Here is a 26,920-nt window from a genome sequence, read left to right as displayed (position 1 = left end):
TCATTGGGACAAAGCGCAGAAACTAATCGCCGTTGAAGCCTGCCGGCAGGAATCGCACTTTCGAATTTGGTCCGGGCGGATCAAGCGCGTAGAGCGCGGCGCGCTGGATAAAGTACCTGCGCCATGTGCGTTCAGGCGTTTCACCGATCTTCACGCCTTCACGCGACATGAGTGAACCGAGGATCTTGAGCTCGATTCCCGCTCCGCCATTGCTGTGTTGGGCAATCAGGGTCCGGAGCTGCCGGTCGAGGTCCGACGGACGCTCAGCGCTTCTGGCACTTGCCCCCACAGGCTCCACGACTTTCGCAGGCTGGGCGGGAATCCCGTGAAAGTCCGCGCAGGAACGACGGAAGCTCTCGGGCGCCTTGGCCTCGCCGATCCCGAGAACGGCAACGCCGCGCTCGCGGAGATGCTGCGCGAGATGGGTGAAATCCCCATCCGAACTCACCAGGACCACCGTGCCGCAGGCCCCGGCAAAGGCGATCTCCATCGCCTCGATCGCGAGCAGCATGTCGGTGGCGTTCTTGCCCCGGCCGGAGTGCACCATGCGCAGACCGGGGACGGCATCCCATTTCGGAAGTTTGCAGGCATCCCCGTAGACGCGAAGGATGCGCAGCTCTCCCGCCTTTCGCGCAAGACGGAGGATCTCCGGCGCATGGTCGGCGGAGATGTTGTCGCCGTCGATCAGCAGGGCGACAGGGCCGGAATGGGATGAGACGGACACCATGCGCGGAGCCTGCCGGCCCAAGGCGGCGGAAGTGTGGAAAAGCGGTGGAAAAACGCAAGAAGCCGCCCTGTTGCCCGCGCGGCTCCAAACGGTCTCGAAAGAGCAGATCTTACTTGATCTTGCCTTCCTTGTAGTCGACGTGCTTGCGCGCGACCGGGTCGTACTTACGAACGACCATTTTCTCGGTCATCGTGCGGGCGTTCTTCTTGGTCACGTAGAAGTGGCCGGTGCCGGCGGTCGAGTTCAGCCGGATCTTGATCGTGGTGGGCTTAGCCATCGCTTCGGTCTCCTGTAACGGACGGTCCCGCCCGTGAAATCTGAAGCTGGCTTTCTAAGCCTTACCGGGCGTCTGTCAAGCCGAATCAAGGCAGAGCGCGTCCGGGCGGGTGGCGATATCGAGCCGCCCGCCCGGGATGCCGGGTCAGGCGCTCTTCAGCGGGGCGATCCCGAGCTTGGCATGGATCGCGTCCCGCGTCTCGTCGCTCAACTGAAGCGCGGCCGCGAGGTTGCGCAGGTAGGCGCGCTCGGCCTCCGTATCGACGCTGATCGCCGAGAGTGAGGTCGAATAGACGGCCTCGCGGGCGGAGTCCGTCGTCGCAGCGGCGAGGCCGGTGATGTCGAGGGGCTTCTTCAGCTCCTCCAGCACGAAAGCACGTTCGTCCTCGGAGGCGTCCTTGAGATGCTCCATGATCGCGGCCTGTTCGTCGGGGGTGATCTGACCGTCTGCCTTGGCGGCCATGATCATCGCCTTGAGCATCAGCTTGGCCTGCTCTTCCATCATCGGGCCGGCGGGCGTGTTGCCGAAGATCGCCTCCATCATCTCCGCCGATTGCTTGGACCCGGCCTCGGCGGCGCCGCGCATGGTGTTCATCAGGCTGCCCAGCCCGGCGGTGGTCGCCTCGGTGGCCTGGGCGGTGGCCGTGCCCATCTGACCCAGCATCTCCTTGACCCGCGCGGAACCTCCCGGAATGCCGAATTGCTCCGCCATCTTGCCGAGCTGTTCGGCGGCCGGGCTGTCGCCTGCGCCCTTCAGCATGTCCTGCATCCCGGCCATGCCACCGGACTTCTGGTACTTCTGGTACCCCTTCGTGGCGGCGACACCGACGGCGACGGCGGCAAGCGTCTTGATGAAACTCATTTCTGGCTCTCCCTGATCTATGTGCTGAAAACCTAGCACCGGATCCGTGACAGGAGAACAACAAGCTGAGAGATGCGCGCGGACGGCCTGTAAGCCGGATTCTGTCCGGGGGGCGAGCCCCCCTGGATGACCATTCCTCTCGGCCCGCCGTTGCCGACGGGCTCAAGCTGCCTACCCGACCTGCCTGGGGCTGAAGCGGCCCCGGGGACATGCCCCGCGGAGGTCCTATGTGGCATTGCTCCCGGTGGGGCTTGCCGTGCCGGTGCTGTTGCCAGCCCCGCGGTGGGCTCTTACCCCACCGTTTCACCCTTGCCGCGCAAGCGCGGCGGTCTGTTCTCTGTGGCGCTTTCCGTCGGGTTTCCCCGCCCGGGCGTTACCCGGCACCGTTGCTTCAGGGAGTCCGGACTTTCCTCGGCCCCGGCTTGCACCGGCACCGCGGCCATCCAGCCATCCGCGCCCGGCTCACCTAGGCAGTCGCCGGGGCGTGGTCAATGGGAAAGCGGCGGGCGAGGTCCATGGCCAGCGCCAGATCCGCCGCTTGGAACGATCCTGTGGCCCAGGGACGGAAGCGGCTTCGGAAGGCTGCGAGCAGCGGGGCCGTCTCGACCTCATCCGGGTAGCCGAAGGCCACCAGCGCCGCGCGGAAGGCCGCCTCCTGCGGCGCCGCGGCGCCTGCGTCGACGGCGGGGGGAGCGGCCGCCTCGGGGGCACCGGCCCCCTCGCCGGCCGCGCCGGCCTTCGGCCAGCAGGCCAGCCCACCGATCGCAAGCCGTCGCCAGTCGAACCGCGGGCCGGGATCGAGCTTGCGCCCCGGCGCCATGTCAGAATGGGCGATGACCCGGTGCGGCGCGATCCCCCATTGCTGGAGAACCTCCGCCAGCAGGCGCTCGAGCGCGGCCATCAACGGTTCCGAGAACGGCGCATCGCCAGGATTGTCGAGCTCGATCCCGATGGAATGGCTGTTGACGTCCCCCCTGCCGCCCCAGCTTCCGGCACCGGCGTGCCAGGCACGTTCGGCCTCGTCTACCAGGTGCCAGCAGCGCCCGTCCCGCCCGATCAGGTAATGACAGGAGACCTCCGCCTCCGGGTCACAAAGCCGCTCCAGCGCCGCCTCGGCGCTCGCCATCGCGGTGTAATGGAGAACGACCATGTCCGGCAGAACGCCGCCCCGGCGCGGGCCGACGTTGGGCGACGGCGCCTGCAGGCAGCGCTCCACAGCCGCGCTCAGCGGCCGACGGCGCGGCGGAACGGCTCCGGGTTCCAGCCGCAGGCAAATCCGTCGCCGTCCGGGTCGATGCCGTAGCGGTCGCGCTCCGGTCCTCCGGCGGCGAGGAAGGCACGCTGGGCGACGTCGGGCGACGGGTACTTGGCACAGTTGCGCGTGGCCTTGCTCTGGCTCGGAAGCGTCCGCATGTAGGCCTGACGCCCCACCGGGTTGGTCGTCTGCAGGGCATAGGCGACGATGTCGGGCCCGGTATCGCCGGGCCGGCTCGGCACGGCTGCCGGCGCGACCACCTCGCGCTGTGCCCGCTGCTGGGCGATCCGATCCGCATCGCTCTGGATGCTCTCGCGGGCGGCGACGGCGCTAAAGTCCTGCTCGTCCGAGATCCCGGGGTTGCTTCCGCCCACATAGGCCGCGCCGGCGGCCGTTGCGGCCAGGGGCGCGCCCGGCGCAGGGGTGATGACCGCGCTGCCTGCCGGGGCCGGTGTAATGGCGGTGCTGCCGGGAGCTGCCTGCGCCGAACCGATCCCGGCCGCAGCGAGATCGGCGGAGGTCACGCCGGTCGAGGGCACCGCGGTCGGAGAGGGCGCGCCGGTGGCTTCCGGGGCGCGCACGGTGGTCGTGCCCGACAACTGCGCGTTCCGCGCGGCCCGCTCCTGGGCCATCTGGTATTGATACTCGGAGTAACTTCCGAAACCGACCCCCGCCCCGCTGTCGGGAACCTGGGGTTCACATGCCGCAAGCGAGAGGATCGCCACGACCGGAAAGGCCATTCGCCTCATCTTTTCATACCGCCCGTCATTGCCTTTCGAGGCAGGCTACCACCAGCGTGCCGGTTTGGCCACAAAACCGGCCGCATCCTCGAGGGTCTGCGCAACATTGAGCAGCGCCCCCTCTTCCCACGGCTGGCCGATCAGCTGCAGCCCCAGCGGCAGGCCGGACGAATCCACGCCGGTCGGCACCGAGATGCCGGGCAGCCCGGCAAGGTTCACCGTCACCGTGAAGACGTCGTTGAGATACATCTGAACCGGATCGGCATCCGCCATCTCGCCCAGCCCGAAGGCCGCCGACGGCGTGGCCGGCGTCAGGATCGCATCGACCCCACCCGCGAAGGCCTCGTCGAAGTCGCGCTTGATGAGTGCGCGCACCTTTCGGGCGCGGTTGTAATAGGCATCGTAGAAGCCGGCGGAAAGCACGTAGGTGCCGACCATCACGCGGCGCTGCACCTCGGCGCCGAAGCCCTCGGCGCGGGTTTTCTCGTACATCTCGGTGATGCCGTCGCCCTGCGCCAGCTTGGCCCGGTGGCCGAAGCGGACCCCGTCGTAGCGGGCCAGGTTAGACGACGCCTCGGCCGGCGCGATGACGTAGTAGGTCGGCAGCGCGTACTTGGTGTGCGGCAGCGAGATATCGACGATCTTCGCGCCGGCGTCGCGCAGCATGTCGGCACCGTCGGCCCAGAGCTTCTCGATCTCGGCCGGCATGCCCTCCATCCGGTATTCCTTGGGAATGCCGATGGTCTTGCCACGGATGTCGCCGGTGATCGCGGCCTCGAAATCCGGCACCGGGATGTCGGCCGAGGTGCTGTCCTTCGGGTCGTGCCCGGCCATGGCGCGCAGCATGATCGCCGCGTCGCGGACCGACTTGGTCATCGGGCCTGCCTGGTCCAGCGACGAGGCGAAGGCGACAATGCCCCAGCGGGAGCAGCGCCCATAGGTCGGCTTCAGCCCGGTGATGCCGGTGAAGGCGGCAGGCTGGCGGATCGAACCGCCGGTATCGGTACCGGTCGCCGCAAGGCACAGATCGGCCGCAACGGCCGAGGCCGAACCGCCGGACGAGCCGCCCGGGGTCAGCGCGGTCTCTTCGTTGCCGCGCCGCCAGGGGTTCACCGCGTTGCCATAGCAGGAGGTCTCGTTGGACGAGCCCATGGCGAACTCGTCCATGTTGAGCTTGCCCAGCATGATCGCGCCGGCCTGCCAGAGCTGCGTGGTGACGGTCGACTCGTACTCGGGCTTGAAACCCTCGAGGATGTTCGACGCGGCCTGGCTCGGCACACCCTGGGTGCAGAACAGGTCCTTGATGCCCAGCGGAATGCCGCACATCGGGTTCTCCGCCCCGCCCTGGATGCGGGCATCGGCGGCAGCGGCCTGTTGCAGGGCCAGTTCCGGGGTCTTGTGCACGAAGGCGCCGAGCGCATCGGCCTTCTCGATCTCGGCGAGGCAGGCCTCGGTCAGCTCGGTCGCGGTCACGTCACCGGCGCGCAGCCTGTCGCGGGCCTCGGCAATCGTCAGCTTGGTCAGTTCGGACATCATTCAACCACCTTCGGCACGGCAAAGAAGCCCTCGCGGGCGTCGGGCGCGTTGGCGAGCACCTTCTCCTGGTATCCGCCGTCGGTCACCTCGTCGACACGGCGCTTCAGCCGCATTGGCGTGACCGAGGTCATCGGCTCCACGCCGTCCACGTCCACTTCGTTCAGTTGCTCGATGAAGCCGAGAATGGCGTTGAACTCGCCGGCGAGCGCGGGCAGCGCGTCTTCCTCGACCTTGATACGGGCGAGCTTGGCCACGCGGCGCGCGGTTTCGGTGTCGATCGACATGGGGCCTCCGGGGTCGGGCGGATGATCGCGACGGGTTTATCCCCGGCCCGCGCGGGCCGCAAGCCGCAGACGCGCGAGCCCGGGCGCTTTCACCGCGCCGGCTTGCCCCGGAGCGCCCGGCAGCGCTAGCCTTGGCGGCAGGTATCGCACCGAGACCCGACATGCTTGCCATCCTCGCAAACCGCACCTACCGCCATCTCTTCGCGGCCCAGGTCGTCGCGCTGCTCGGAACCGGGCTGGCCACGGTCGCGCTCGGCCTTCTGGCCTATGACCTGGCCGGGCCGGAGGCGGGCATGGTGCTGGGCACCGCTCTCACCATCAAGATGATCGCCTATGTGACGGTCGCCCCGGTCGCCGGCGCTCTCGCCGCCCGCTGGCCGCGCCGAGGGCTGCTGGTGTCGCTCGACCTCCTCCGCGCTGCCGTTGCGCTGGCGCTGCCCTTCGTCTCCGAGATCTGGCAGATCTACCTTCTCGTCCTGGTGCTGCAAGCCGCCTCCGCGGCCTTCACCCCGAGCTTCCAGGCGACGATCCCCGACGTGCTGCCGGACGAGGCCGATTACACCCGCGCCCTGTCGCTCTCGCGCCTCGCCTACGACCTGGAATCCCTGCTCTCGCCCCTGCTCGCGGCCGCCCTGCTGACGCTGGTGAGCTTCGACACGCTCTTTGTTGGCACGGGCGCCGGATTCGCCGCCTCCGCCCTGCTTGTCCTCTCCGTCATCCTGCCCGCGCCGGCCCCGACCCGGCGCCGCGGCCTCTACGACACCACGACCCGCGGCTTGAGAATTTACCTCAACACGCCCCGCCTGCGCGGACTGCTGGCGCTCAACCTCTCCGCCGCGGCGGCCGGCGCGATGATCCTGGTCAACACCGTCGTTCTCGTCCGTGGCCCGCTCGGACGCGGAGAGGGGGCAGTGGCCCTGGCGCTCGCCGCCTTCGGTGCAGGCTCGATGGTCGCCGCGCTGGCCCTGCCGCGCCTGCTGGACCGCCTTCCCGACCGCGGCGTGATGCGGGCGGGCGCCGGGTTGACGACCGCCACCCTTTTCCTACTGGCACTGGCGGTGGCGGCGCGGGGCCTGTCCTGGCCCATGCTTCTTCTGGGGTGGCTGGCCATCGGCCTCGGCTACTCGGCCGTGCTGACGCCCTCCGGCCGGCTGCTGCGCCGCTCCTCCCACCCCGAGGACCGCCCGGCCGTTTTCGCCGCCCAGTTCGCACTCTCCCACGCCTGCTGGCTCGTCACCTACCCGCTGGCCGGCTGGCTGATAACCCGGTTCGGGGCAGTGACCGCCCTCCTTGTGCTCGCCACCCTCGCCGCCACAGGGCTGGTGGTCGCCAGCCGGATCTGGCGACCGCATGCCCCGCGCGACATCGCGCATAGCCACGACGACCTTCCTCCCGATCATCCGCATCTGCAGGGCGAAGGACCGCACCGCCACACCTACGTGATCGACGATCACCACCGCCACTGGCCCCAGCCCGGCTGACGAACCTGGGAAAACCGCCCCGCGCGCGTCAGCGCGCGCCACGCCCAACAGGGCAAGACGCACCAGCGTCGCGCCCTGGCGGGAGCCCCCCGGCCGCCTCAGCCGCGCGCGCCGTGCCGCCGCAGCACTTCGATCATCCAGCCGAGCATCATTGCGTTGAGCAGGTGCCACAGGAAATGCGTCCCCAGCGGGAAGCCGGCGCAGATCGCCTCGTCGACCGAACGGAACGCGAGCGATACCGCCAGCACACCGGACCCGATCGCCAGCCCCCGCGCCGTCGCCGGAGCGCGCGACCGCAAGGCCACGGCATAGGCGGCGATCAGCAGCGGCACCGGCCAGTAGGCGGCGGACACCTCGAAGAACGGCAAGGACTGGAAGAGCGGCACGGTCAGAGCCGCGAACGGAACAAACGCAGCCATGCCCAGCAGGGACCAGGCCACAGGCAAGCCCCAGAACACCCGGTTCGCCGCATATATGTAGAGGAGGATGAATATCCCGATGGGGGTGGTGTCGGCAATCGCGCCCCAGACCGTCGCATGGGTATGAAACAGGTAGGACCCGATCCCGATCGCCGCCAGCACCAGAACCAGCGCCCGGGCAAGCGGCGCCTCCTCGCCCCGCAGCCGCCGCCACATGATCCAGGCCGCCAGCAGGAACGCCGCGTTCGTGACCGCATTCACCGGCTCCGACCAGTAGGTGAAATCGGTGCGCTCGCAATAGCCGTCCACCTGGCGCAACAAGTCTTCCATTCATCCCGCTCCCGAGTACCCTTGCCCCAGGCACATGGCGTCCATCGCGGGAGGAATCAAATGAAGATCACCTGGCTCGGCCATTCCGGCTTTCGCATCCAGATCGGGGACCAGGTGCTCCTGGTCGATCCCTGGTTCACCGGCAACCCGGTGTTTCCCGCCGACCGGCGGGCCGAGGCCATCGCCGGCGCGACCCACATCCTGCTCACCCACGGCCACGGCGACCACGCCGGCGACGCGCAGGGCCTTGCCACCGAACTCGGCATCCCGGTCTGCGCCATCCACGAACTGGCAAGCTGGCTCGGCGCCGAGGGGGTCGAAGCCATCGGCTTCGGCAAGGGCGGCACGATCTCGCTCGGCGATGTCCAGGTGACGATGGTCAACGCGGTCCATTCGGCCTCGATCGACTTCACCGGCAAGGGCCTCCTGCCCGCCGGCTCGGAAGCCGGCTTCATGATCTCCGGCGAGGGCCACACGATCTACGTGACCGGCGACACCGACGTGATGGCGGACATGGCGGTGATGGCGGACCTGCACGCGCCCGACATCGGCATCCTCTGCTGCGGCGGCCACTACACGATGGACATGGCGCGCGCCGCCTATGCGGCGAAGAAGTTCTTCGACTTCAAGACCGTCATCCCGTGCCACTACCGCACCTTCCCGCTGCTGGCCCAATCCGCCCAGCCGCTGGTGGACGCCCTGCCCGGCGTCGACGTCAAGACGCCCGAGGTGATGGAGACGCTGGACTTCTGATCCGGCCGGGCTCAGCGCCGGGCGGCAAAGAACGCCTTCAGCAGCCGCTCGGACTCCTCCGCCGCGATCCCGTCATAGATCTCGGGCACGTGGTGGGCCTGCGTATGGGTAAAGATCCGCGGCCCCTGCGCCACGCCACCCGATTTCGGATCGGACGCTCCGTAATAGAGTCGTGCGATCCGGGCCGCCGAGATGATCGCCGCACAGGCCGGGCAAGGCTCCAGCGTCACGTAGAGCGCATGGCCCGGCAACCGCTCCGATCCCGCCGCGGCACAGGCCGCCCGGATCGCCAGCACCTCGGCATGGGCAGACGGGTCGTGCAGTTCCCGCATTCGGTTGCCGGCCCGCGCCACCACCCGGCCCGACGGATCGACCACCACCGCGCCCACGGGAACCTCGCCGCGCTCTCCGGCAGCGCGGGCCTCCTGCAGGGCTGTCTCCATGTGGCTGGTAAAGCTCATGGACCTCCCCTGCCCTGTGCGTGCGCCCTTGTCCAGCCCGCCGCGCCAGCGTATCCGGAGCCATGACCGACACACCCCAGCCCCCGAAGGACGGCGAGCGCATCGCCAAGGTGATCGCCCGCTCCGGCCGTGCCTCGCGGCGCGAGGCCGAAGCGTTGATCGCAGCCGGACGCGTGGCCGTGAACGGCGCCACCATCTCGAGCCCCGCGCTCAATGTCACCGCCGCCGACCGGATCACGGTCGACGGCCAGGCCCTCGCCGAGGCCGAACCGCCGCGCCTGTGGCTCTACCACAAGCCCGCAGGCCTGGTGACCACTGCCAAGGACGAGAAGGGGCGCCAGACCGTCTTCGACGCCCTCCCCGAGGGGATGCCTCGGGTGATGTCGGTGGGCCGGCTCGACCTCAATTCAGAGGGCCTGCTGCTGCTCACCAACGACGGTGCGATCAAACGCCGGCTGGAACTGCCGTCGACCGGCTGGGTCCGCAAGTACCGGGTCCGGATGAAGGGCGCACCCGAGGACGCGACCTTCGAGCCGCTGCGCAAGGGGCTGGTGATCGAAGGCGAACGCTTCCAGCCAATGGGCGTCACGCTGGACCGCCAGCAGGGCGCCAACGCCTGGGTCACCGTCTCCCTCCGCGAGGGGCGCAACCGCGAAATCCGCCGCGCCATGGAAGCCGTCGGCATGGTGGTCAACCGGCTGATCCGCATCAGCTACGGCCCCTTCCGGCTGGGCGACCTCAAGCCCGGCGAGGTCGAGGAGATCAAGGGCCGGGTCCTGCGCGACCAGCTCGGCCTCGACAAGGAGTTCAAGCCCGCCGCCGCTCCGAAGAAGAAACCGCAACGTCGCCGGACCTGAACGTTCCCGGAAGCGCCTTCTGTCTGAAGATTTCCCCGCCGGAGGCACGATCTTTCATCCGAAAGATCGTCCCGCGCGCTTTGCGCGCGGCCCGGCCCAACGGGAGGAGACGCATCCGCGATGCGTCGACGACGGGCGGGAGCCCCTAGCCCCCGCACTCCATCGCCGCGGCGAAGCCCGCACCGGTTGCCGGAAGACCGAGATCCCGAAGCACCAGTTGCCCGCCGGCAAGAGTGGCCGTCACCACCCGTGACCAATCCGCCGAAGCCACCAGCATCTCCGGCCCGCTGCCGCAGTCCCGCAGGCCGCCGGAGATGCTGTTCTCGCCGATCCGGTGGTTGGTCACGCCTTCGACCGCGGCGACCTGCGCCAGCCCGCCATCCTGATACCGCCAGACACGCAGCACCCTCGCAAGGTGCGGACGGTCCACATAGGCCAGTTCCACCGCGCCGTCGCCATCGAGATCGGCGACGCCGACCGGCGCCAGCCAGCGGTTGCGCGTCCCGATCGGCGGCGTGGCGATCAGCCTTCGGCTCGACAGCTCCAGCACAGCGAGCCGCGCACCCAGACTGCGGTCGGAGATCACCATGACGACCTCCGGTGCCCCGGCGCCGTCTACCTGCGCGACCCGCGGCGCGATGTCCTCGATAATCTGGCTCTCGGGAACGACCATCGAGATCGCGGTCTCGCCGAGCGCGGCACGCCCCCGCGGTCCAAGCTCGACCCGCAGCGTGTCCCACTCGGGCGTGCCGCCCAAAACGTCATGTCCGTAGGCGGGTCGTCCAGGCTGGGTAACGTCGTAACAGGCGCGGGTCACCCAGGCGCCATCGCCCTCGGCACACCCCACAGCGGCCACCGAGGGGCCGGCAAGAACGAGCCCCGCAAGGGCAGCGGAAAGGCAGAAGCCGATCCGGCCGGCCCGCATCAGATCTGCTTTTCGGGCAGCTGGACGACCAGCCCGTCCATGTCGTCGGTCACCTTGATCTGGCAGGTCAGGCGCGACAGGCCCGGCTTGGTTTCGTAGGCGAAATCCAGCATGTCCTCTTCCATCGCCTCGACCGCCGGAAGGCGCTCGCTCCATTCGGCCGGGATATAGGCGTGGCAGGTGGAGCAGGCACAGGCGCCGCCGCAATCGGCGTCGATCCCGGGAACGCCATTGTCGCGCGCACCCTCCATCACGGTCAGGCCGCTTGCGACCTCCACGACATGCTCCTTCCCGGAATGCTCGATGTAAGTGATCTTGGGCACGAAACTGGTCCTTCTAGCTGCCGGTCGGTTGGCTTACGCCGCTGACATAGGCCATCCGCACCGGCAATGCCAGTCGGGACGCCGGCTGGACAAGCGGCACGAATGTTCGATACTTGTTCTCATGCCCGACCGCCTGCCGCACCCTCCCCCACCGCACCCGGACAGCTGGCCCCGACCGCCCGCCTGCATTCCGGCGGCCGAACTCGACCGCCCGCCGGACGGCGCGCGGGTCACGGTCGCGGGACTGGTACTGGTGCGGCAGCGGCCCGGAACCGCCAAGGGAGTGATCTTCCTCACGCTCGAGGACGAGACCGGCACCTGCAACGTGGTGGTCTGGGCCAAGCTCTACGAGCGTTATCGCCGCGCCGTGATCGCCGGGCGGCTGTTGCGGGTCACCGGGCGGCTGCAGCGGGAGCAGACGGTCGTTCACGTGGTCGCCGAGCAGATCGAGGACATCTCGCCGATGCTCGACCTCCTGCTGACCCCGGGCTTCGATCCCGATGCGCCTGCCGGCACACCCTGAGCAGGTCTGCGCCGTACCCGACACGTTTTCTCGGCATTGCCCGGAAACAGGCGCGCAATCGGCTTGCTCCCGGACGCCAAGCCGCTAGCCTGCCGCTCCGTCCAGATGCCGCCGCCGGGAGCCACGCGCCGCGCCCCATGTTCCAGCCCTTCCGCTTCTATATAGTGGGCGCACTCCTGATGGCGGCCTGCGCGCCGACCGGCCGGCAGCCCGTGATCGACCCGCTGGACGGATCGCCACAGATCGCCTCCTTCGGTGCCGAAGGTCCGGAGAACGCCGCCCCCGGCACCTGTTGGGGCCTCGAGGAGATCCCGGCCACGCTGGAGACGATCACCGAAGAGGTCGTCCTCACCCCGGCAGAGCCTGGAGCCGGCGACGAGATCCTTGTCCCTGCCGTCACCGCGACGCGGAGCCGACAGGAGATCGCCGAACCACGCCGCGAACTGTGGTTCGAGACGCCCTGTCCCGCCTCGCTGACCCCGGACAACGTGGCGACGCTTCAGCGGGCTCTTGCCGCGCGCGGCCTCTTCGGTGGGCAAATCACGGGCTCGCTCGACGCGGAGACGCGCGACGCCATCCGACGTTTTCAGCAACCGCTCGGCCTGGACAGCTCGGTCCTCTCGCTCGCCGCGGCCCGTCGCCTCGGCCTCGTCACCATAGATGCGCCCGAGGCCGACGAAACCGCCGGCTGAGGCCTGTGCAAAAACCGCGGAAGCAAGCGCTCAGAAGCGGAAATCCGGCCCTACAAGACCCCCGAACGAAAAAAATTCGGGCAACTGCACTCTCTTTTTCTTGAGGTGCCGTGCGGGAACCTTGCTGAAGCACCGGGGAAAACCCCTTCTTTTCCAAAGCCTACCCCGGCGAAATGCCCCGAAACATGGACACTGTGAGCGCGACGACTCTGACAAGGGCAATCGAGCGTCCGTGATGTGCCCCCATGCACAGAAGTCTCTCAAATTTCTCAGACTTCCGAATTTCCAGGGCGTCCCCCATCTCGGGTTCACAGCCAGCGACGACACCGCCGGCGAAACTGAAACGAGAAACTCAGACGACCCCAAGGAAGGGAAAACAATGAAACGCTTTGCACTGACCACCGCCATCGCCCTCGCCGTTGCCTCCCCGGTTCTGGCTTCCGACCAACTGGCCGCCGCCGCCGGCGTCGAGCCCGGCGTCTACACGACCAACGAACTCGTCACGCTGATCGCCGCCCAGGAAAACGGTGAATGGAAAGTCGTCGACTCCATCCTCGCCGGCAACCTCACCGACACTTCCGCCGACGACCGGACCGCTGCCGGCCACGTGCAACTCGCCGAGTCGCTGGGTGTGAACCCGGCCGCCTACTCGACGAACGAGCTGGTCGAACTTCGCAAATCCATCGAGGAGCAGGATCAGACCCGCGTCGACTACCTGAAGGACAATGGTTCTGACGCCAACTTCGACGGCGCGACCTTCTCGACCCGCAACAGCTCGTTCTCCGCGGGCCACCTGCAGCTGGCCGAGTCGCTCGACGTGAACCCCGCCGACTTCACCACCGCCGAGCTGGTCCAGCTCAAGAACGCCAAGGAAGAAGGTGACCAGGCCGAAGTGCGCTACATCCTGCAGAATGCCGGGTAATTCCTCGGCAGCACACACGACCTCCTCTCGACACAGGGCGCCGGCAATGATTGCCGGCGCTCTTTCTTTATGCGGCTGCCTTCGCGCTTCTGCCAGGCGATGATCTGAAAGGCTGGCGTCGATCCCCCGTCCGCAACAAGCCATGGGTGGCGAATCTGAACACCCTCACGCCGAAGGCGCGCTCCATTCATCTGGATGCCCCACGGGATCCTCCGCCCCCCGACCTGTAATGCGGCACGGGCAAACACCGGGGCACTCTACAATTCCCAACCCTCCAGTTCCGCTCCCTCGCCCGCCCTCGATACATGAACGAGGCAAGCAAGGACGTCCGGCCGCGGTGCCTCGGAGAACCAGGTCACCGAGAATACCAGACGAGGGCGCGAGGCGGCTGGGAAAAGGAAAGGGCGCCGGCATTTGCTGCCGGCGCCCTTGTGTTCAGCGCTAAGAAAAAGTGGCGGAATTACTGCTCGACGTTGAGCGCGACGAACCGCGGCTCGCCGGCGCGGCGCACCAGCAGGAGGATCGACCGGCGCCCGGCGTCGCGGGCCTCCTGAAGGCGGTCCTCCATGTCCTGGATCGACGCGACTTCTATCTGGCCGGCCTGGGTGATGATGTCGCCGGCGCGAAGGCCCTTTTCATAGGCCTCGCTCATCTCGTCGACTTCCTTGACCAGCAGGCCGGAAGCGTCGCTGCCGAGGTCCATTTCGGCGGCAAGCTCGTCGGTAACTGCCGTGATCGTCAGGCCAAGGATCTCCGCGTCCTGCGGCTCCGCATCGGGCGCCTCGGCGATGGCGGGAACGGCCCCCTCGGCAGTCTCGCGGCGGCCAAGCGTCACCAGCAGGGTCTCGGTCTTGCCGTCACGATAGACCATCATCCGGACCGACTTGCCGATCTCGGAATTGCCGACCTGACGCACCAGCCCGCGGGTGTCCTCGACGTCGACGCCGTCGAAGCTGAGGATCACGTCACCGGACAGGACGCCCGCTTCCGCTGCCGGCCCCTCGGGCACGTCCGTCACCAGCGCGCCGCGGGCTTCCTCGAGCCCCATGGCCTCGGCGACGTCGTCGGTCACGTCCTGGATGCGCACGCCGAGCCAGCCACGGCGGGTCTCGCCATACTGCTCGAGTTGCGCAATGACGTTCTGCGCCACCCGGCTCGACATGGCGAAACCGATGCCGATGGAGCCGCCGTTGGGCGACAGGATCGCGGTGTTCACACCGATCACGTCGCCGTTCATGTTGAACAGCGGGCCGCCGGAGTTGCCGCGGTTGATCGCGGCGTCGGTCTGGATGAAGTCGTCATAGCTGCCGGACAGGGCACGGCCGCGGGCCGAGACGATCCCGGCGGAGACCGAGAACCCCTGGCCGAGCGGGTTGCCCATGGCCATCACCCAGTCGCCCACGCGGGATTCATCCGAATTGCCCCAGGAGACGAAGGGCAGCGGCTCGTCGGTCTCGACCTTGAGGAGCGCGAGGTCGGTGTTCGGGTCGGTACCGATCACCTCGGCCGGCAGCTCTTCGCCGGAATAGAACTCGATGGTGATCTCGTCGGCCTTCTCGATGACGTGGTTGTTGGTCACGATGAACCCGTCTTCGGAGATCACGAAGCCGGAGCCGAGGGCCGAGGAGCGGCGCGGGCGGCTCGGCGCGTCGCCAGGGCCGTTGCGCTCCATGAAGTCACGGAAGAAATCCTCGAAGGGAGATCCCTCGGGCACGACCGGGGTATCGCCATGCGGGCTGCCGATGGTTGCGACCGTCGTCGCGGTGGTGATGTTCACGACCGCGGGGCTGACCTTCTGGGCCAGGTCCGCGAAACTCTCCGGCGCGCCGCGCGCGTGGGCGCCGACAGCCTGCGCGACCAGAAGTGTCAGGGCCAGAAGCACGCCGCCCGAGATCCGGGCGATGGCCGCACGGCCGGGCTCTCTGGTGGTGGAAATTGCAAGAGACGTCACTCGATTATCCTTTTTCCTGTCAGCCCGCCGTGGAAGCGGGCAATTTGGGGAACGGCTCAAAGGCGTTTCCTTGTGTCAGCAAACGTTGATGATCGGCGCCAAAACAGCAATTCAAAGTGCCGTCGCGCCGCGTCACGACCCTGTGTTCCTGCGGTGATACCCGCGCCCGGCCTCCCCGTTCATGCTCCGGAACGAAGTGTTTCAGGCCGGGAGGATTCTCGCAAGTCATAGCCTTGGCCCCCGGGCCGCAGCCGGCGGCGCGCCGCCCGGTTGCGTCGACGCGCTAGCCCGAAACCCAGGCCGCCAGCCAGAGCAGGATGCCGCCCAGCGTCATCGCCAGCAGACCGATCAGCCGGCGCGTTTCCACCGGCATCTCGACCAGCATCCGCAGGACCTCCTCCATACGGGAAGGGGCCAGTGCAAGCACCAGCCCCTCCAGAACCAAGACCAGCCCGAAGGCCAGGATCAGTATCGCGATCACTCGACCGGAACTCCCGTCGAGCCACCGAAGTAGTTGAAGAACTCGCTGTCGGGCGTGATGACCAGTGAGGAGTTCTCACCCTTGAGCGCTTCTTCGTAGGCCGAGAGCGAGCGGAAGAACTCGAAGAACTCCCGGTCTGCGCCAAAGGCTTCGGCGTAGATCGTGGTGCGTTCGGCGTCGGCCTCACCGCGGACGATCTCCGCTTCCTTGTTGGCCTCGGAGACGAGCTCCACCACTGTCCGGTCGGCCTGCGCGCGAACACGCTGGGCGGCCTCGTTACCGCGGGCGATCTCATCGGCGGCTTCCCGTTCCCGCTCGGCGCGCATCCGCTCGAAGGTGGCGTTCAGGTTCTGCTCGGGCAGGTTGGTCTGCTTGAGCCGCACGTCGACCACGTCGAGACCGAGCGAGAGCGCCTGGGCGCGGGCCTGGTCGCGGATGCGGTTCATCAGGATCCGGCGGTCTTCCGACAGGATGGTGTCGGAGGTCACCTGGTCGGCACCGAGCACCTCCCGGATCTGCGCGTTCAGGATCGAGCTCAGGCGGCTCTCGGCGGCGGGCAGCCCGCCAACGCCGACGGCCTGGCGGAACCGGACCACGTCGGCGATCCGGTAACGTGCGAAGGCGTCGACGACGAGGCGGCGGTCATCCGACGGCGTGACTTCGATCGTGTCGGTGTCGAGCGCCAGGATCCGGTCGTCGTAGAAGACGACTTCCTGGATCAGCGGGATCTTGAACGCGAGGCCCGGGTCTTCCTTGACCCGCTTGATCTGGCCGAACTGCAGCACGAGCGCCTTCTCGCGTTCGTCCACGATGAAGATCGAGGCCAGCAGGCCGGCCACCAGGATGACGGCGATCGGCAGAAAATAGGTTGCGCGCTTCATCTCAGTTGCCTCCCTGCTCGGTGGGGGTCGTGTTGCGGCGCAACTCGTTCAGCGGCAGGTAGGGCACCACGCCCTGGCCGCCGGCGCCGGTTTCGCCGAGGATCACCTTGTCGACATCGCCGAGCACCTTTTCCATCGTCTCGAGATAGAGCCGCTTGCGGGTCACCTCGGGTGCCTTCTCGTACTCCGTGAGAACGGCGGTGAAGCGGCTCGCCTCACCCTCGGCCTCGTTGACCACCTGGGCGCGGTAGGCTTCCGCCTCTTCGAGCACCTGGGCGGCCTCACCGCGCGCGCCGGCGAGGACGCGGTTGGCATAGGCGTCGGCCTGGCGTTCGAGCCGGTCGCGCTCCTGTTCGGCGGCCTGAACTTCGCGGAAGGCGTCGATCACCTCGGTCGGCGGGTCGGCCTTGTCGAGGTTGACCCGGACGATGTTGATTCCGCTGTCGTAGCTGTCGAGCGTCGCCTGGATGCTGGACTTCACGTTCTCGGCGATGATGCCACGGTCGCGGTTCAGGATCGGCGCCAGGCTGGATGCGGCGATGATCTCGCGCATGGCGGCTTCCGACACGGCGCGCACGGTGTCACGCCCGTCACGCAGGTTGAACAGGAACTTGTCTGCGCTGTTGATGTTCCAGACGACCTGGAAATCGATGTCGACGATGTTGGCGTCGGTGGTCAGCATCAGGCCGGTATCGCTGCCGCGAGAGGCGAAATCCTCGCCGATGTCCTCGGTGCGTTCGGAGGTGACGTTGACGACCTCAGCGGTCACCAGCGGCCAGGGCGCGAAGTTGAGGCCCGGGTTGCCGGTGGCGTAGAACTCGCCGAGGAACAGTTCGACCGACTGCTCTTCGGGCTTCACGGTGTAGAACGAGGCAAGGCCCCAGAGCACGACCACGGCACCGAGGCCAAGCAGCGCGGTGCCCCGGGTCAGCTTAGGCCCTTCGCCGCCCCCGCCGGGCCGGCCGGGCTCGCGCGGGCCACCGCCGCGCCCCCCCATCAGGACCCGGAGCTGCTCCTGGCCCTTTTTCACGATCTCGTCGATCTCGGGGATCTGGCTGTCGCCTCCGGGACGGCGTCCGCCGCCACCGCTACCACGATTTCCGCCACCCTGCTGGCCGCCGCCACCGGAGCCACCGCCCCAGGGTCCGCCGCTGTTTCCTGCCATGAATACTCTTCCCTCTCGGTTCTCGTCGGTCGGTCCCTTTGCCAAATGGTCGCCGCGGCGCGCATTTCAAGCGCCCCGGCTTCCGTATCAGGCGGTCCGGACCGGCGTCTTCAGGGTCACCAGTTCCTCCGACATGGTCGGGTGAACGGCAACGGTTCGGTCGAAATCTTCCTTTGTGGCGCCCATCTTTACCGCGACGCCGGCAAGCTGGATCATCTCGCCAGCGTGGTCGGACACGATATGGACGCCCAGCACCCTGCGCGTGTCGGCGCAGACGATCAGCTTCATAAGCACGCGATCATCGCGCCCGATGAAGCTCTTGTGCATCGGCCGGAAGGCCGTCGAATAGACCTCGATCGGCCCTTTCTCGCGCGCATCTTCCTCGCTCAGCCCGACGGTGCCGTATTCGGGCTGGGTAAAGACGGCCGACGGGATCAGGTCGTGATCCGGCGCCGTGGGGTTGCCCTTGAACACCGTATCGACAAAGGCCATCCCCTCGCGGATCGCCACGGGCGTGAGCTGCACCCGGTTGGTCACGTCGCCGATGGCATAGATCGAGGGCACCGAGGTCTGGCTGTACTGGTCCACCACGACCTCGCCGCGCCGCCCGATCTCGACGCCGACCTCTTCGAGCCCAAGCCCGGCGCTGTTCGGCGTCCGCCCGATGGCAAAGAGCACCTCCTCGAACGTGAAGGTGTCGCCGGTGGTCGAGCGGACCTCGATACCGCCATCGACCTTCTCCATCGACAGGATGTTGGTGCCGCAGTGGATGTCGATGCCGTGGCGCTGCATGTGTTCGGCGATATGGCCGCGCGCCTCGCCGTCGAAGCCACGCAGGATCTGCGCACCTCGGTAGAACTGCGTCACCTCCGTTCCGAGCCCGTTGAAGATGCAGGCCATCTCGCAGGCGATATACCCGCCGCCGACCACCAGCAGCCGCTTGGGCAGCTCTTCGAGGTGGAAGACCTCGTTCGAGGAAATGCCGAGTTCGCCGTTCTCGACCTCGGGGATCGAGGGCCAGCCACCGGTCGCGATCAGGATGTGCTTGGCGGTCTTCGTGGTGCCATCGGCCAGGCGCACCGTGTGTGCGTCCGCAACCGTGGCGCGCTGCGGAAAGACCGTCACGCCAGAGCCCTCGAGCAGCCGGTTGTAGACACCTTCCAGACGGTCAAGCTCGCCCTCGAGCCGGGTGCGGAACTTTGTCCAGTCGAACCCGCCGATCTTCACGTCCCAGCCGTAATCGACCGCCTCGTGCATCCCTTCGGCATATTCCGAGGCAAAGACCATCAGCTTCTTGGGAACGCAGCCACGGATCACGCAGGTGCCCCCCATGCGGCTTTCCTCCGCGAGCCCCACCTTCGCCCCGGTTTCTCCAGCCGCAACCCGTGCGGCGCGAACGCCGCCCGATCCGCCACCGATGACGAAAAGGTCGAAATCGAAATCCATGGAATGCCTCTCGCTGCGTGCCCCGGCCCGGCTCAGTCGGGACCGTCGGCGAAGATGTTGTCGCTGTCGAGCACGTCGAGCTGCTCATCGGCCGCCACCCCGGCGTTGAGGTCGCGCACCTCGACCCGCCCGTCGCTGTGGCCGATGACCACCGCGTCGCAGATGTCGATGAACAGGCCGTTCTCGACCACGCCCGGGATCTGGTTGAGCACCAGCGCGAGCTGCCGCGGGTTGCCGATCCGGTGCAGGTGCAGGTCGATTATGTAATTGCCCTCGTCGGTGACGAAGGGAACGTCATCATTCATCCGCAGCGTCGACTCGCGGCCCAGCACGTCCATGTTGACCAGCGTTTCCTCGACCAGCGCCTTGGTGGTCTGCCAGCCGAAGGGCACCGTCTCCACCGGCAGCGGGAAGGCGCCGAGCGCGCGGACCTCCTTGGCGGCATCGGCGATCACCACCATCCGGTCGGAAGCCGTGGCGACGATCTTCTCCTGCAGCAGCGCACCGCCGCCGCCCTTGATCAGGTTGAGGTTCTCGTCGAACTCGTCGGCGCCGTCGATCGTCACGTCGAGCCATTTCGCCTCGTCGAGCGAGACCACCGGCACGCCCACCTGGCGCGCCAGGTCGGCGGTGCGCGTCGAGGTCGGAACGCCGACGATGTCGAGCCCCTCCTCGCGGACCATCTCGCCGAGGCACCGCACCATCCAGGCCGCCGTCGACCCGGTTCCAAGCCCGACCCGCATGCCGCTCTGGACGTAGTCGCAGGACCGGCGGGCGGCGATGTATTTGGCACGGTCGATGGGCGAAAGATCGTTGGTCATGCGGCAAACTCCCAGGTTCCGCCCGGTTATAGGCCATGGACAGACCGGCTGCGAGCGGTTTTCTGCCAGATTGTGCCGACGAGTTCGCGGCCCGGGCCAGCCGTTCCGCGCCCACGGTGCGCGCGGGTTTTGGCGCCGATGGGTCGCAACCGGGCTATCGGGACGACCCGACAGTGGCTATCGGAGAGAGGAGAGCAAGTGGGGATCCGATGTTTCTGAGCGTCTTCGACATCTTCAAGGTCGGCATCGGCCCCTCGTCATCGCACACGATGGGGCCGATGGTGGCCGCAGGCCGGTTCCTCGACCAGCTGCGCGCGTCGCCGTTCCATGCCCACGGGCTGCGGGCCAGCCTGCACGGCTCGCTCGCCTTCACCGGCGTCGGCCACGCCACCGATCGGGCGGTGATCCTCGGCCTCGCCGGTTTTCGCCCCGAGAGTTACGACGCGGCGGCGGCGGAGCAAGCGCTGGAGTCGATCCGGCAGACCGGGCGGATAGAGGCAGCAGTGCTGGGCACCCTGGCGTTCGCCCCGGAGACGGATCTCGTCTTCGACTACGGCCCACCGCTGCCGGGTCATGCCAACGGCCTGATCCTGATGGCGCTCGACGCCCAAGGCGACGTGCTGCTGCAGGAGACCTACTATTCCATCGGCGGCGGCTTCGTCGTCACCGAGGAGGAGCTCGGCGCGCCGCCCGTCACCACCGCCGCGCGCCCGGTGCCCTACCCGTTCGCCACCGCGGCCCAGATGCTGGAGATGGCCCGCGACTCGGGCAAGAGCATCGCGGCGATGAAGCGCGCCAACGAAGCCGTGCACCACCCGCCCGAGGCGCTCGACACCGGCATCCGCCGGATCTGGCAGGTGATGTCCGACAGCATCGACCGCGGACTGGAAACCGGCGGCATCCTGCCCGGCGGGCTTCAGGTCCGACGCCGCGCCCCGGCGCTCCACGCCGCCCTGCAGGACGAGCGCGGGCTGAACCTCGGCGCCCCGCATACGGTCAACGACTGGATCAGCACCTATGCCATGGCGGTCAACGAGGAGAATGCCGCCGGCGGACAGGTGGTCACCGCGCCCACCAACGGCGCGGCCGGAGTGCTGCCGGCGGTGATCCGCTACTGGCTCGGGCATGTCCCCTCGGCCAGTTCCGCCCGCCTGCCCGATTTCCTGCTCACCGCCGCCGCGATCGGCGGGCTGATCAAGACAAACGCTTCGATCTCGGGCGCGGAAGCCGGCTGCCAGGCGGAAGTCGGCAGCGCTTCGGCGATGGCGGCGGCCGGGCTCGCGGCCGTCATGGGCGGGACGCCGGAGCAGATCGAGAACGCCGCCGAGATCGCCCTCGAGCATCACCTCGGCATGACCTGCGATCCGGTGCGCGGGCTGGTCCAGGTGCCGTGCATCGAACGCAACGGGCTCGGCGCGATCAAGGCGGTCAGCGCCGCCTCTCTCGCCCTGCGGGGCGATGGCCACCACCTCGTGCCGCTCGACGCCTGTATCGAAACCATGCGCCAGACCGGCGCCGACATGTCGGACCGCTACAAGGAAACGTCTCTGGGCGGACTCGCCGTCAACGTGCCGAACTGCTGATCCGGAGCCACCGCGCCGAAGGCGCGGCCCGGCCCAACGGGCGGGGACGCATCTGTGATGCGGCGCTGCCGGGCGGGAGGGCTCCCGCCGGGGCGCATCGCTGACGCGACTTGCCCCGTTGGGCCGGGCGCGCGCTGACGCGCGCGGATCACGCTCGTGGCAACAGCGCGTCGATCACTGCCGGCAGCGCCTTTCGCGGCAGGATCAGCAGCATCCCGCTCCCCTCGAAAGACAGCTCTACCAGCCCCTCATGCCCCTGCGCTACACGATTGGATGTGCCAATCACGCCCGCAGGCGTCATCTCCAACCCGTCGATCGGCCAATGCAGACCAACAGACCGCCCCGCGCAGCTTGCCATCGGAAACAGCGAGACCCGGCTTCCGGGGGCCAGCTCCAGCGATATCCGGCGCGGCGCCGCCAGCACGACATCCCGCTTGCCGACCAGCACGCAGGGCTGGGCTGCGCGCCGTACCAGCACGTTGAAATTGGCGAGTTGGTGGTCGACCCGACGGCCGAGAAAGCCGACGCCAAGCACGAGCGGCGCGCGGACCGACCGCAGCGCCTTGTCGAAATCCGTGCTGTCCTGCTCGGTGATCGGGTGCAACCGCTCCCGCGGCAGTCGCTCCCTCACCTCCGGGCGCAGCGAATCCATGTCGCCGATCACTGCCTCCGGCATCCGGCCCGTCGACAGGACGAAACCGGCGCCACCATCCGCCGCGACGAGACACGGCGCATGAGCCAGCGATTCGTCGAGATCCTCCGGCCGCGCCGCTCCGCCGCCGACCAGTGTTATGCCGGCCGAAGAGCGGACAATTGGCTGTTCCATGCTAAGATTGTCCAGTTTTCCACACGAAGACCATATTCTCGCCCGGAATTGATACCTTAAATTTGGTGAGGTCGAGCGCATACGAGCATCCGTGCGCAATTAACCGTGTGGCAGGAATAGAAAGAGAGAGAGCGCGAAGACGATGGTAGGCTCCAACAAGATTCTGACCGTATCCTACGGCACCTTCTCTTGCACCCTCGAAGGGTTCGAGGATTCCTTCGGCACGATGAAAGCGATCGCGGAATACTTCCGCGACCTCGCCGCAGAGGACCGCTACTTCGGCGCCGAGCCGCCGACGCCCGACGCCGAGATGCTGCAACGCATCGTCGAAAAGGAAATCCGCCGCCGTGTCGAGGCGCGGGTCGGCGAGAACGGAATCACCCTGCGCGCCGGTGACGAAGTGGCACCCGCGCAACCGCAGCCCCTCGCCCCCGCAGCAACCGCCGCAGAGCCGGCGCCTGCCGAAGCGCCTGCGCAGCCTGCTCCCGCGCAGCCCGCCGTCGCCGAAACGCCGGCGGTCGAGCCCGAGCCCGAGCCCGCGCCGCAGCCCGAACCGGCCAAGCCGGCCATCGCTCCGAACGAGAGCATCGCCACCAAGCTCGCCCGCATCCGTGCCGTTGTTTCGCAGAACATTGCCGCGGAGACCGCAACAACCGCAGCCACGGCAGCCGCTGCCACCGCAGTCGCTGCACCCATCGCAGCGGAGGAAGACGCCGAGGGCATGTCGCAGGACGTGCTTCCCGAAGCATCTCAGGAACTGGCCGAACTCGCCGAAGTCGAGGCCCCGCAGCCCGAAGAAGCCGTCGAGCCGATGGCGACTCAGGACGACAGCTTTGTCGAGCCGGACTTCGCCGCCTCGTCCGAGCCCGAGGAAGCTCCGACCTACGAGCCGGAAACCGAGGATTTCGCCTCCGACCTCGCCCCGTCCGAAGAGATGGCCTTCCCGGCCGACATGATGGCGATGGCGGACGAGCCGGAGGCGGCGCTCAGCTTCGACGTGCCGGTCTACGGCGAGATGCCCGGCACCCTGATGGACGCCGATGAGGAGGCCGCGCCGGCCGACATCGCGGTCGCCGCCATGAACGCGCCGGAGCCGGAGACACTTGGGGAGGCGGTTACGGACGCCTTCGCTGAGCCGGAGATGGCGGAGGAGGAGATCGCGCCCGAGATCCAGGTTGAGGCCGGGATCCCCGTCGAGGAAACCTCCTTCGAGGCGCCCGCCTACGAACTCGCTCCCGAAGCCGAGCCGGAGACGGTCATCGTCACCGACGAAATGCCGGTGAGCGAAGAAACGCCCGAAGCCGTCGAGTTCGACACCCTCGCCGCCGAGGAAGCCGCCTGGAGCAACGCGGAAGCCGAGGTCTCCCAGACCGAGGGCGCCTGGACGATCGAGCCGATGGCGCAGAACGACATGGGCTGGCAAGAGCCCGCAGCCGCGTCCGATGAAGGCTTCCCCCAGGCGGAGGACGCACAGTCCTTTGCCCCGGTGGAGGACCAGCCGACCGAAGAGCACGGCGAATCCTACGCTGAAGACGAGGTCGTCGCGCAGGACGAGCCGATTGCCGACGCCGTGCTCGAAACCGAGCAGGACACCGCCTCCTTCGAAACCTCGACGGAGCCGACCGGCGAATTCGCGCCCTTCGAAGCCCCGCAGGAGATGCAGGCCTTTGACGCCCCTGCGCCGGCGACCTGGGAGCAGCCCGAGAACGACGTGCAGGAACAGCCGGCCTCCTTCGCGGACGTCGCCGAGGACGCGCCCCTGACCGAGACCGAAGCGGTTGTGGAAGAGGAAAGCGTCTTCGAACCCGCCGCCGAGGAAACCTACACCGAGACTTCCGCATGGGATACGCCCGCGCCGGTCGAGGCCATTGAGGAGATTGAAGAGACCGTCGAGCTTGCCGGGGATCCGGTCGCGATCGACGAGGGCGAAGCTGCCGCCGTGCTGTCCGACTGGACCGTCTCCGAGGAAATGCAGGACGACGCAGTCGAAGCGTCCGGCGAGACCGACGTGATGGCCGATGAAGACACGTCGCAGCCCGTCGCCGAGGACGCGCCCTTCGTTTTCGAAGCCCCCGAGGTCGGGACCGCTGACGAGAGCGACATCGCTTTCACGCAGGAGTTCGTCGAGGCTGAGGCTGAGGCTGAGGCTGAGGCTGAGGCTGAGGCTGAGGCTGAGGCTGAGGAAGTGGTGGCGGAAGACGAGTTCGCTGCCACCGAAGTTCTCGCTGAAGAGACCGCCGAAGCGCCGTTCGAAGCCCTCACCGAAGAAGTCACCCAGGCGCCCTTCGCCACGGACGAGAGCAACGTTCCGACGATGCACGACGTGCTCGACGCCCTTGACGGGGAATCGACCCTTCGCGATGACGAGACCGTCGAGGCGGAACAGGATGACGCGACCGAATTCGCAGCCGAATCGGATGATGCCGAGTTCACAGCGGAGTTCGTGGCCGAGGAGACCGAGGTCGAACTGGCCGACGCCGTCGCCGAGGACGCCGAGACCGTCGAGGAAACCGTCGCAGAAGAGACCGTGGAAGAAGCTTCCGAGACGACCTCTGAAGAGCCCGCCGAGCAGCCGGAAGGCCGCGTGGTCCGGATCCGCAAGACCTCTCTGATGGCGTCGATCAAGGCCGCCCTGACTGGCGCTGGCCGCAAGGCCGAAAAGGCGCCCGAGCCGACTGAGACCGTCGAGCCGGAGACGCTGGACGCCCCCGAAGAAGAGATCGCGGAAGTCGCCGAGGCTGTGGCCGAGGTCGAGGTCGAAACCGAGACCACGATGCCCGAGGCCGCCGACCTGCCGAAGGCAGAGGTCGCGGAAGCCGATGAGGCGGAAACCGACGCCGCCCTGATGTCGGACGAGGACGAGGCCGAACTGCTTCGTGAACTCGAAGAGGTCGAGCGCGAGATGGCCGAGGACATGGCCGAGGTTGCCGCTCTGGAATCCGCTGATGCGGACGAGGCGATGGGCACGCCCGCCGATGACGGCGAGGCTGCGCCGGCGACTGCCGAGCAGGAAGACGACAGCGACATCCTCGCTGCGCTCTCCCAGGTCGATTTCGCCGCCCACGCCACTCCGACGGATACGATCCATGCCTCGGACTTCGAGATGCGGGAAGACGAACCCGCTGCGGATTTCGACACCGTGGAAGAGGGCGAACTCGCCGAATATCCCTCGGAACTGGAAGAGGACGCGCAGGAGATCGAGGCCCGCGATGAAGCGTTCGACGACGAGGATGTCGCCGAGGCAGACGAGGTCGCCGCGCGTGACGAGGCCGAGGAGGAAGCTCCCGCGCTGGAAGCGCTGATCCTGCGGGCCTCCGATGCGATCACGGACGAAGAGGAAGACGACACGCTCGGCCAGGCCATCGAGAGCACGATCGCCCAGCTTGCGCAGGAGACCGAGGAGGCCAATCGTGCCGAGGCGGTCGCCGAACGCCGCGCCCGCGCCCTGTCGCAGACCGATGGCGAGGATGACAAGCTGAGCCGTCTGCTCGACGAGACCAACACCAAGCTCGCCGGCCCCGAACTCCGCCGCCGCCGCTCGGCCATCGAGCACCTGAAGGCCGCGGTGGCCGCGACCAAGGCCGAAGGGACCGCCAAGCGCGACACCAGCGAGACCGAATCGGAGCCCTACCGCAAGGACCTGGCCAAGGTGGTTCGCCCGCACAGCATCCCGCTCGCCGCCTACGAAGCCGATGACGCCGCGGAGAAGCCTTCCGAGCGGGCGCCGATCGCTGATGAGACCCTTGCCTCCCAGCCCATGCAGGACGCGACGGACGCGCCGCGCGAAGACGTCGCGTCGGCCGAGCGGACCGCGCCGGTGCGCCCGCGCCGCCCGGTTTCCAGCTCCGGCGAGCGCAGCGAAGGCGAAAGCCGCGAACGTCCGCGGGTCGCACCGCTGATGCTGGTCTCCGAGCAGCGGGTCGACGCGCCCGCCGCGCGCCGCCCCGAAGAGGATCGCCCGGTCGCGCCGGTGCGTCCGCGCCGCGTCTCCGTGGCCCGCTCCGAGATGTTCGACGACGCCGACGCCGAATCGCCGATGGCCAGCCGCACCGAGGACGCCGCCGGCATCCTCGCCGACAGCACGACCTTCGACGAATATGCCGAGCGCATGGGCGCCAGTGGCCTGGAAGAACTCCTGGAATGCGCCGCGGCCTATACGTCCTATGTCGAGGGACGGCCGCACTTCTCGCACCCGCAGATCATGAACGTCGTGCGCCAGCTCGACGGCCAGGAAGCGCTGCGGCGGGAAGACAGCCTGCGGACCTTCGGGCAGCTGCTGCGCCAAGGCAAGATCCGCAAGCTCGACCGGGGCCAGTTCACCCTTTCTCAAAGCTCTCGCTATACCCCGGAGGAACGCCGGGCGGTTCTCTGACCGCTCCGCACCACCGGGTGTAACGAGT

General features: G+C 67.9%; 26 protein-coding genes and 1 other RNA gene. 8 read left to right on the top strand and 19 right to left on the bottom strand.

Annotated features, from left to right (window positions below):
* Positions 1 to 22: 22 nt before the first annotated feature.
* The 8 genes from CHB86_RS02610 to gatC all read right to left on the bottom strand — a co-directional run bounded on the left by CHB86_RS02610 (position 23) and on the right by gatC (position 5,680).
* On the bottom strand, positions 23 to 727 hold the full coding sequence (locus CHB86_RS02610; protein ID WP_089231008.1) for an NYN domain-containing protein: 705 nt from the start codon (positions 725 to 727) through the stop codon (positions 23 to 25).
* Positions 728 to 836: 109 nt separating this feature from the next.
* Positions 837 to 1,004, bottom strand: a complete 168-nt coding sequence (gene rpmG, locus CHB86_RS02605) for a 50S ribosomal protein L33 (RefSeq protein WP_068113852.1) — start codon at positions 1,002 to 1,004, stop codon at positions 837 to 839.
* Between the two features lie 144 nt (positions 1,005 to 1,148).
* Positions 1,149 to 1,865 carry a DUF533 domain-containing protein gene (locus CHB86_RS02600; RefSeq protein ID WP_089231006.1) on the bottom strand — a complete coding sequence of 239 codons (717 nt, stop codon included), beginning with the start codon at positions 1,863 to 1,865 and terminating at the stop codon, positions 1,149 to 1,151.
* Between the two features lie 74 nt (positions 1,866 to 1,939).
* Positions 1,940 to 2,320: RNase P RNA component class A (gene rnpB / locus CHB86_RS02595), an RNA gene on the bottom strand.
* A gap of 11 nt (positions 2,321 to 2,331) precedes the next feature.
* The gene (locus tag CHB86_RS02590; protein ID WP_089231596.1) at positions 2,332 to 3,015 is read right to left on the bottom strand and encodes an N-acetylmuramoyl-L-alanine amidase; all 684 of its coding nucleotides are present in this window, start codon (positions 3,013 to 3,015) and stop codon (positions 2,332 to 2,334) included.
* 74 nt (positions 3,016 to 3,089) lie between these two features.
* Positions 3,090 to 3,860, bottom strand: coding sequence for a hypothetical protein (locus tag CHB86_RS02585; RefSeq protein WP_141134811.1), 771 nt, complete (start codon positions 3,858 to 3,860; stop codon positions 3,090 to 3,092).
* Between the two features lie 45 nt (positions 3,861 to 3,905).
* Complete coding sequence (gene gatA, locus CHB86_RS02580) at positions 3,906 to 5,393, bottom strand: Asp-tRNA(Asn)/Glu-tRNA(Gln) amidotransferase subunit GatA (protein WP_089231595.1); 1,488 nt, start codon at positions 5,391 to 5,393, stop codon at positions 3,906 to 3,908.
* On the bottom strand, positions 5,393 to 5,680 hold the full coding sequence (gatC, locus tag CHB86_RS02575; RefSeq protein ID WP_089231002.1) for an Asp-tRNA(Asn)/Glu-tRNA(Gln) amidotransferase subunit GatC: 288 nt from the start codon (positions 5,678 to 5,680) through the stop codon (positions 5,393 to 5,395). Before gatC ends, gatA begins: the two co-directional genes overlap by 1 nt.
* 161 nt (positions 5,681 to 5,841) lie before the next feature.
* Here gatC and CHB86_RS02570 point away from each other — a divergent pair, with 161 nt between their 5' ends.
* On the top strand, positions 5,842 to 7,161 hold the full coding sequence (locus CHB86_RS02570) for an MFS transporter (protein ID WP_089231000.1): 1,320 nt from the start codon (positions 5,842 to 5,844) through the stop codon (positions 7,159 to 7,161).
* Between the two features lie 98 nt (positions 7,162 to 7,259).
* On the opposite strand, the gene CHB86_RS02565 is transcribed toward CHB86_RS02570, so the two are convergent.
* Positions 7,260 to 7,910: a ceramidase domain-containing protein gene (locus CHB86_RS02565; protein ID WP_089230998.1), complete on the bottom strand. Its 651-nt coding sequence runs from the start codon at positions 7,908 to 7,910 to the stop codon at positions 7,260 to 7,262.
* 60 nt (positions 7,911 to 7,970) lie between these two features.
* Between CHB86_RS02565 and CHB86_RS02560 the strand changes: the two genes are divergently transcribed.
* A complete protein-coding gene (locus CHB86_RS02560; protein ID WP_089230996.1) occupies positions 7,971 to 8,663 on the top strand; it encodes a metal-dependent hydrolase in 693 nt (230 codons plus the stop codon).
* Positions 8,664 to 8,674: 11 nt separating this feature from the next.
* Here CHB86_RS02560 and CHB86_RS02555 read toward each other — a convergent pair whose 3' ends face one another.
* The gene (locus CHB86_RS02555) at positions 8,675 to 9,124 is read right to left on the bottom strand and encodes a nucleoside deaminase (RefSeq protein ID WP_089230994.1); all 450 of its coding nucleotides are present in this window, start codon (positions 9,122 to 9,124) and stop codon (positions 8,675 to 8,677) included.
* A 62-nt stretch (positions 9,125 to 9,186) separates the two neighbouring features.
* Here CHB86_RS02555 and CHB86_RS02550 point away from each other — a divergent pair, with 62 nt between their 5' ends.
* Positions 9,187 to 9,981, top strand: coding sequence for a pseudouridine synthase (locus tag CHB86_RS02550; protein WP_089230992.1), 795 nt, complete (start codon positions 9,187 to 9,189; stop codon positions 9,979 to 9,981).
* Between the two features lie 145 nt (positions 9,982 to 10,126).
* Here the strand turns inward: CHB86_RS02550 and CHB86_RS02545 are convergent, their stop codons facing one another.
* Both CHB86_RS02545 and CHB86_RS02540 read right to left on the bottom strand, forming a co-directional pair.
* Entirely contained in the window at positions 10,127 to 10,906 is a 780-nt protein-coding gene (locus tag CHB86_RS02545; protein WP_245837706.1) for a VCBS repeat-containing protein, read from the bottom strand.
* Complete coding sequence (locus CHB86_RS02540) at positions 10,906 to 11,229, bottom strand: 2Fe-2S iron-sulfur cluster-binding protein (RefSeq protein WP_089230991.1); 324 nt, start codon at positions 11,227 to 11,229, stop codon at positions 10,906 to 10,908. Before CHB86_RS02540 ends, CHB86_RS02545 begins: the two co-directional genes overlap by 1 nt.
* Before the next feature lie 121 nt (positions 11,230 to 11,350).
* Between CHB86_RS02540 and CHB86_RS02535 the strand changes: the two genes are divergently transcribed.
* The 3 genes from CHB86_RS02535 (at position 11,351) to CHB86_RS02525 (ending at position 13,366) form a co-directional block, all read left to right on the top strand.
* Entirely contained in the window at positions 11,351 to 11,752 is a 402-nt protein-coding gene (locus CHB86_RS02535) for an OB-fold nucleic acid binding domain-containing protein (protein WP_089230990.1), read from the top strand.
* A 137-nt stretch (positions 11,753 to 11,889) separates the two neighbouring features.
* Positions 11,890 to 12,444 (top strand): peptidoglycan-binding domain-containing protein, encoded by a 555-nt coding sequence (locus CHB86_RS02530; protein ID WP_245837705.1) that lies wholly within the window; start codon positions 11,890 to 11,892, stop codon positions 12,442 to 12,444.
* Positions 12,445 to 12,823: 379 nt separating this feature from the next.
* Complete coding sequence (locus CHB86_RS02525) at positions 12,824 to 13,366, top strand: hypothetical protein (RefSeq protein ID WP_089230988.1); 543 nt, start codon at positions 12,824 to 12,826, stop codon at positions 13,364 to 13,366.
* A 460-nt stretch (positions 13,367 to 13,826) separates the two neighbouring features.
* Here CHB86_RS02525 and CHB86_RS02520 read toward each other — a convergent pair whose 3' ends face one another.
* The 6 genes from CHB86_RS02520 to rpiA all read right to left on the bottom strand — a co-directional run bounded on the left by CHB86_RS02520 (position 13,827) and on the right by rpiA (position 20,111).
* Positions 13,827 to 15,317, bottom strand: coding sequence for a Do family serine endopeptidase (locus CHB86_RS02520; RefSeq protein WP_425445404.1), 1,491 nt, complete (start codon positions 15,315 to 15,317; stop codon positions 13,827 to 13,829).
* A gap of 283 nt (positions 15,318 to 15,600) precedes the next feature.
* On the bottom strand, positions 15,601 to 15,798 hold the full coding sequence (locus CHB86_RS02515) for a DUF2065 family protein (RefSeq protein ID WP_342747441.1): 198 nt from the start codon (positions 15,796 to 15,798) through the stop codon (positions 15,601 to 15,603).
* The gene (gene hflC / locus CHB86_RS02510; protein ID WP_089230986.1) at positions 15,795 to 16,679 is read right to left on the bottom strand and encodes a protease modulator HflC; all 885 of its coding nucleotides are present in this window, start codon (positions 16,677 to 16,679) and stop codon (positions 15,795 to 15,797) included. The genes CHB86_RS02515 and hflC overlap by 4 nt, the downstream gene beginning before the upstream one ends.
* A gap of 1 nt (position 16,680) precedes the next feature.
* Positions 16,681 to 17,844 (bottom strand): FtsH protease activity modulator HflK, encoded by a 1,164-nt coding sequence (gene hflK, locus CHB86_RS02505; RefSeq protein ID WP_089230985.1) that lies wholly within the window; start codon positions 17,842 to 17,844, stop codon positions 16,681 to 16,683.
* An 87-nt stretch (positions 17,845 to 17,931) separates the two neighbouring features.
* A complete protein-coding gene (gene gor, locus CHB86_RS02500) occupies positions 17,932 to 19,290 on the bottom strand; it encodes a glutathione-disulfide reductase (RefSeq protein WP_089230983.1) in 1,359 nt (452 codons plus the stop codon).
* A 32-nt stretch (positions 19,291 to 19,322) separates the two neighbouring features.
* Positions 19,323 to 20,111: a ribose-5-phosphate isomerase RpiA gene (rpiA, locus tag CHB86_RS02495; RefSeq protein WP_089230981.1), complete on the bottom strand. Its 789-nt coding sequence runs from the start codon at positions 20,109 to 20,111 to the stop codon at positions 19,323 to 19,325.
* Positions 20,112 to 20,320: 209 nt separating this feature from the next.
* On the opposite strand from rpiA, the gene CHB86_RS02490 reads away from it, so the two are divergent.
* A complete protein-coding gene (locus CHB86_RS02490; protein ID WP_089230980.1) occupies positions 20,321 to 21,694 on the top strand; it encodes an L-serine ammonia-lyase in 1,374 nt (457 codons plus the stop codon).
* Between the two features lie 148 nt (positions 21,695 to 21,842).
* On the opposite strand, the gene CHB86_RS02485 is transcribed toward CHB86_RS02490, so the two are convergent.
* Positions 21,843 to 22,520: a thiamine diphosphokinase gene (locus CHB86_RS02485; RefSeq protein ID WP_089230978.1), complete on the bottom strand. Its 678-nt coding sequence runs from the start codon at positions 22,518 to 22,520 to the stop codon at positions 21,843 to 21,845.
* A 142-nt stretch (positions 22,521 to 22,662) separates the two neighbouring features.
* On the opposite strand from CHB86_RS02485, the gene CHB86_RS24105 reads away from it, so the two are divergent.
* Positions 22,663 to 26,892, top strand: a complete 4,230-nt coding sequence (locus tag CHB86_RS24105; RefSeq protein WP_176442741.1) for a hypothetical protein — start codon at positions 22,663 to 22,665, stop codon at positions 26,890 to 26,892.
* Positions 26,893 to 26,920 lie beyond the last annotated feature (28 nt).

This window comes from Tropicimonas sediminicola (assembly GCF_900188335.1).
Lineage (GTDB): Bacteria > Pseudomonadota > Alphaproteobacteria > Rhodobacterales > Rhodobacteraceae > Tropicimonas > Tropicimonas sediminicola.
This window is presented reverse-complemented; position numbering and strand designations above follow the sequence as displayed.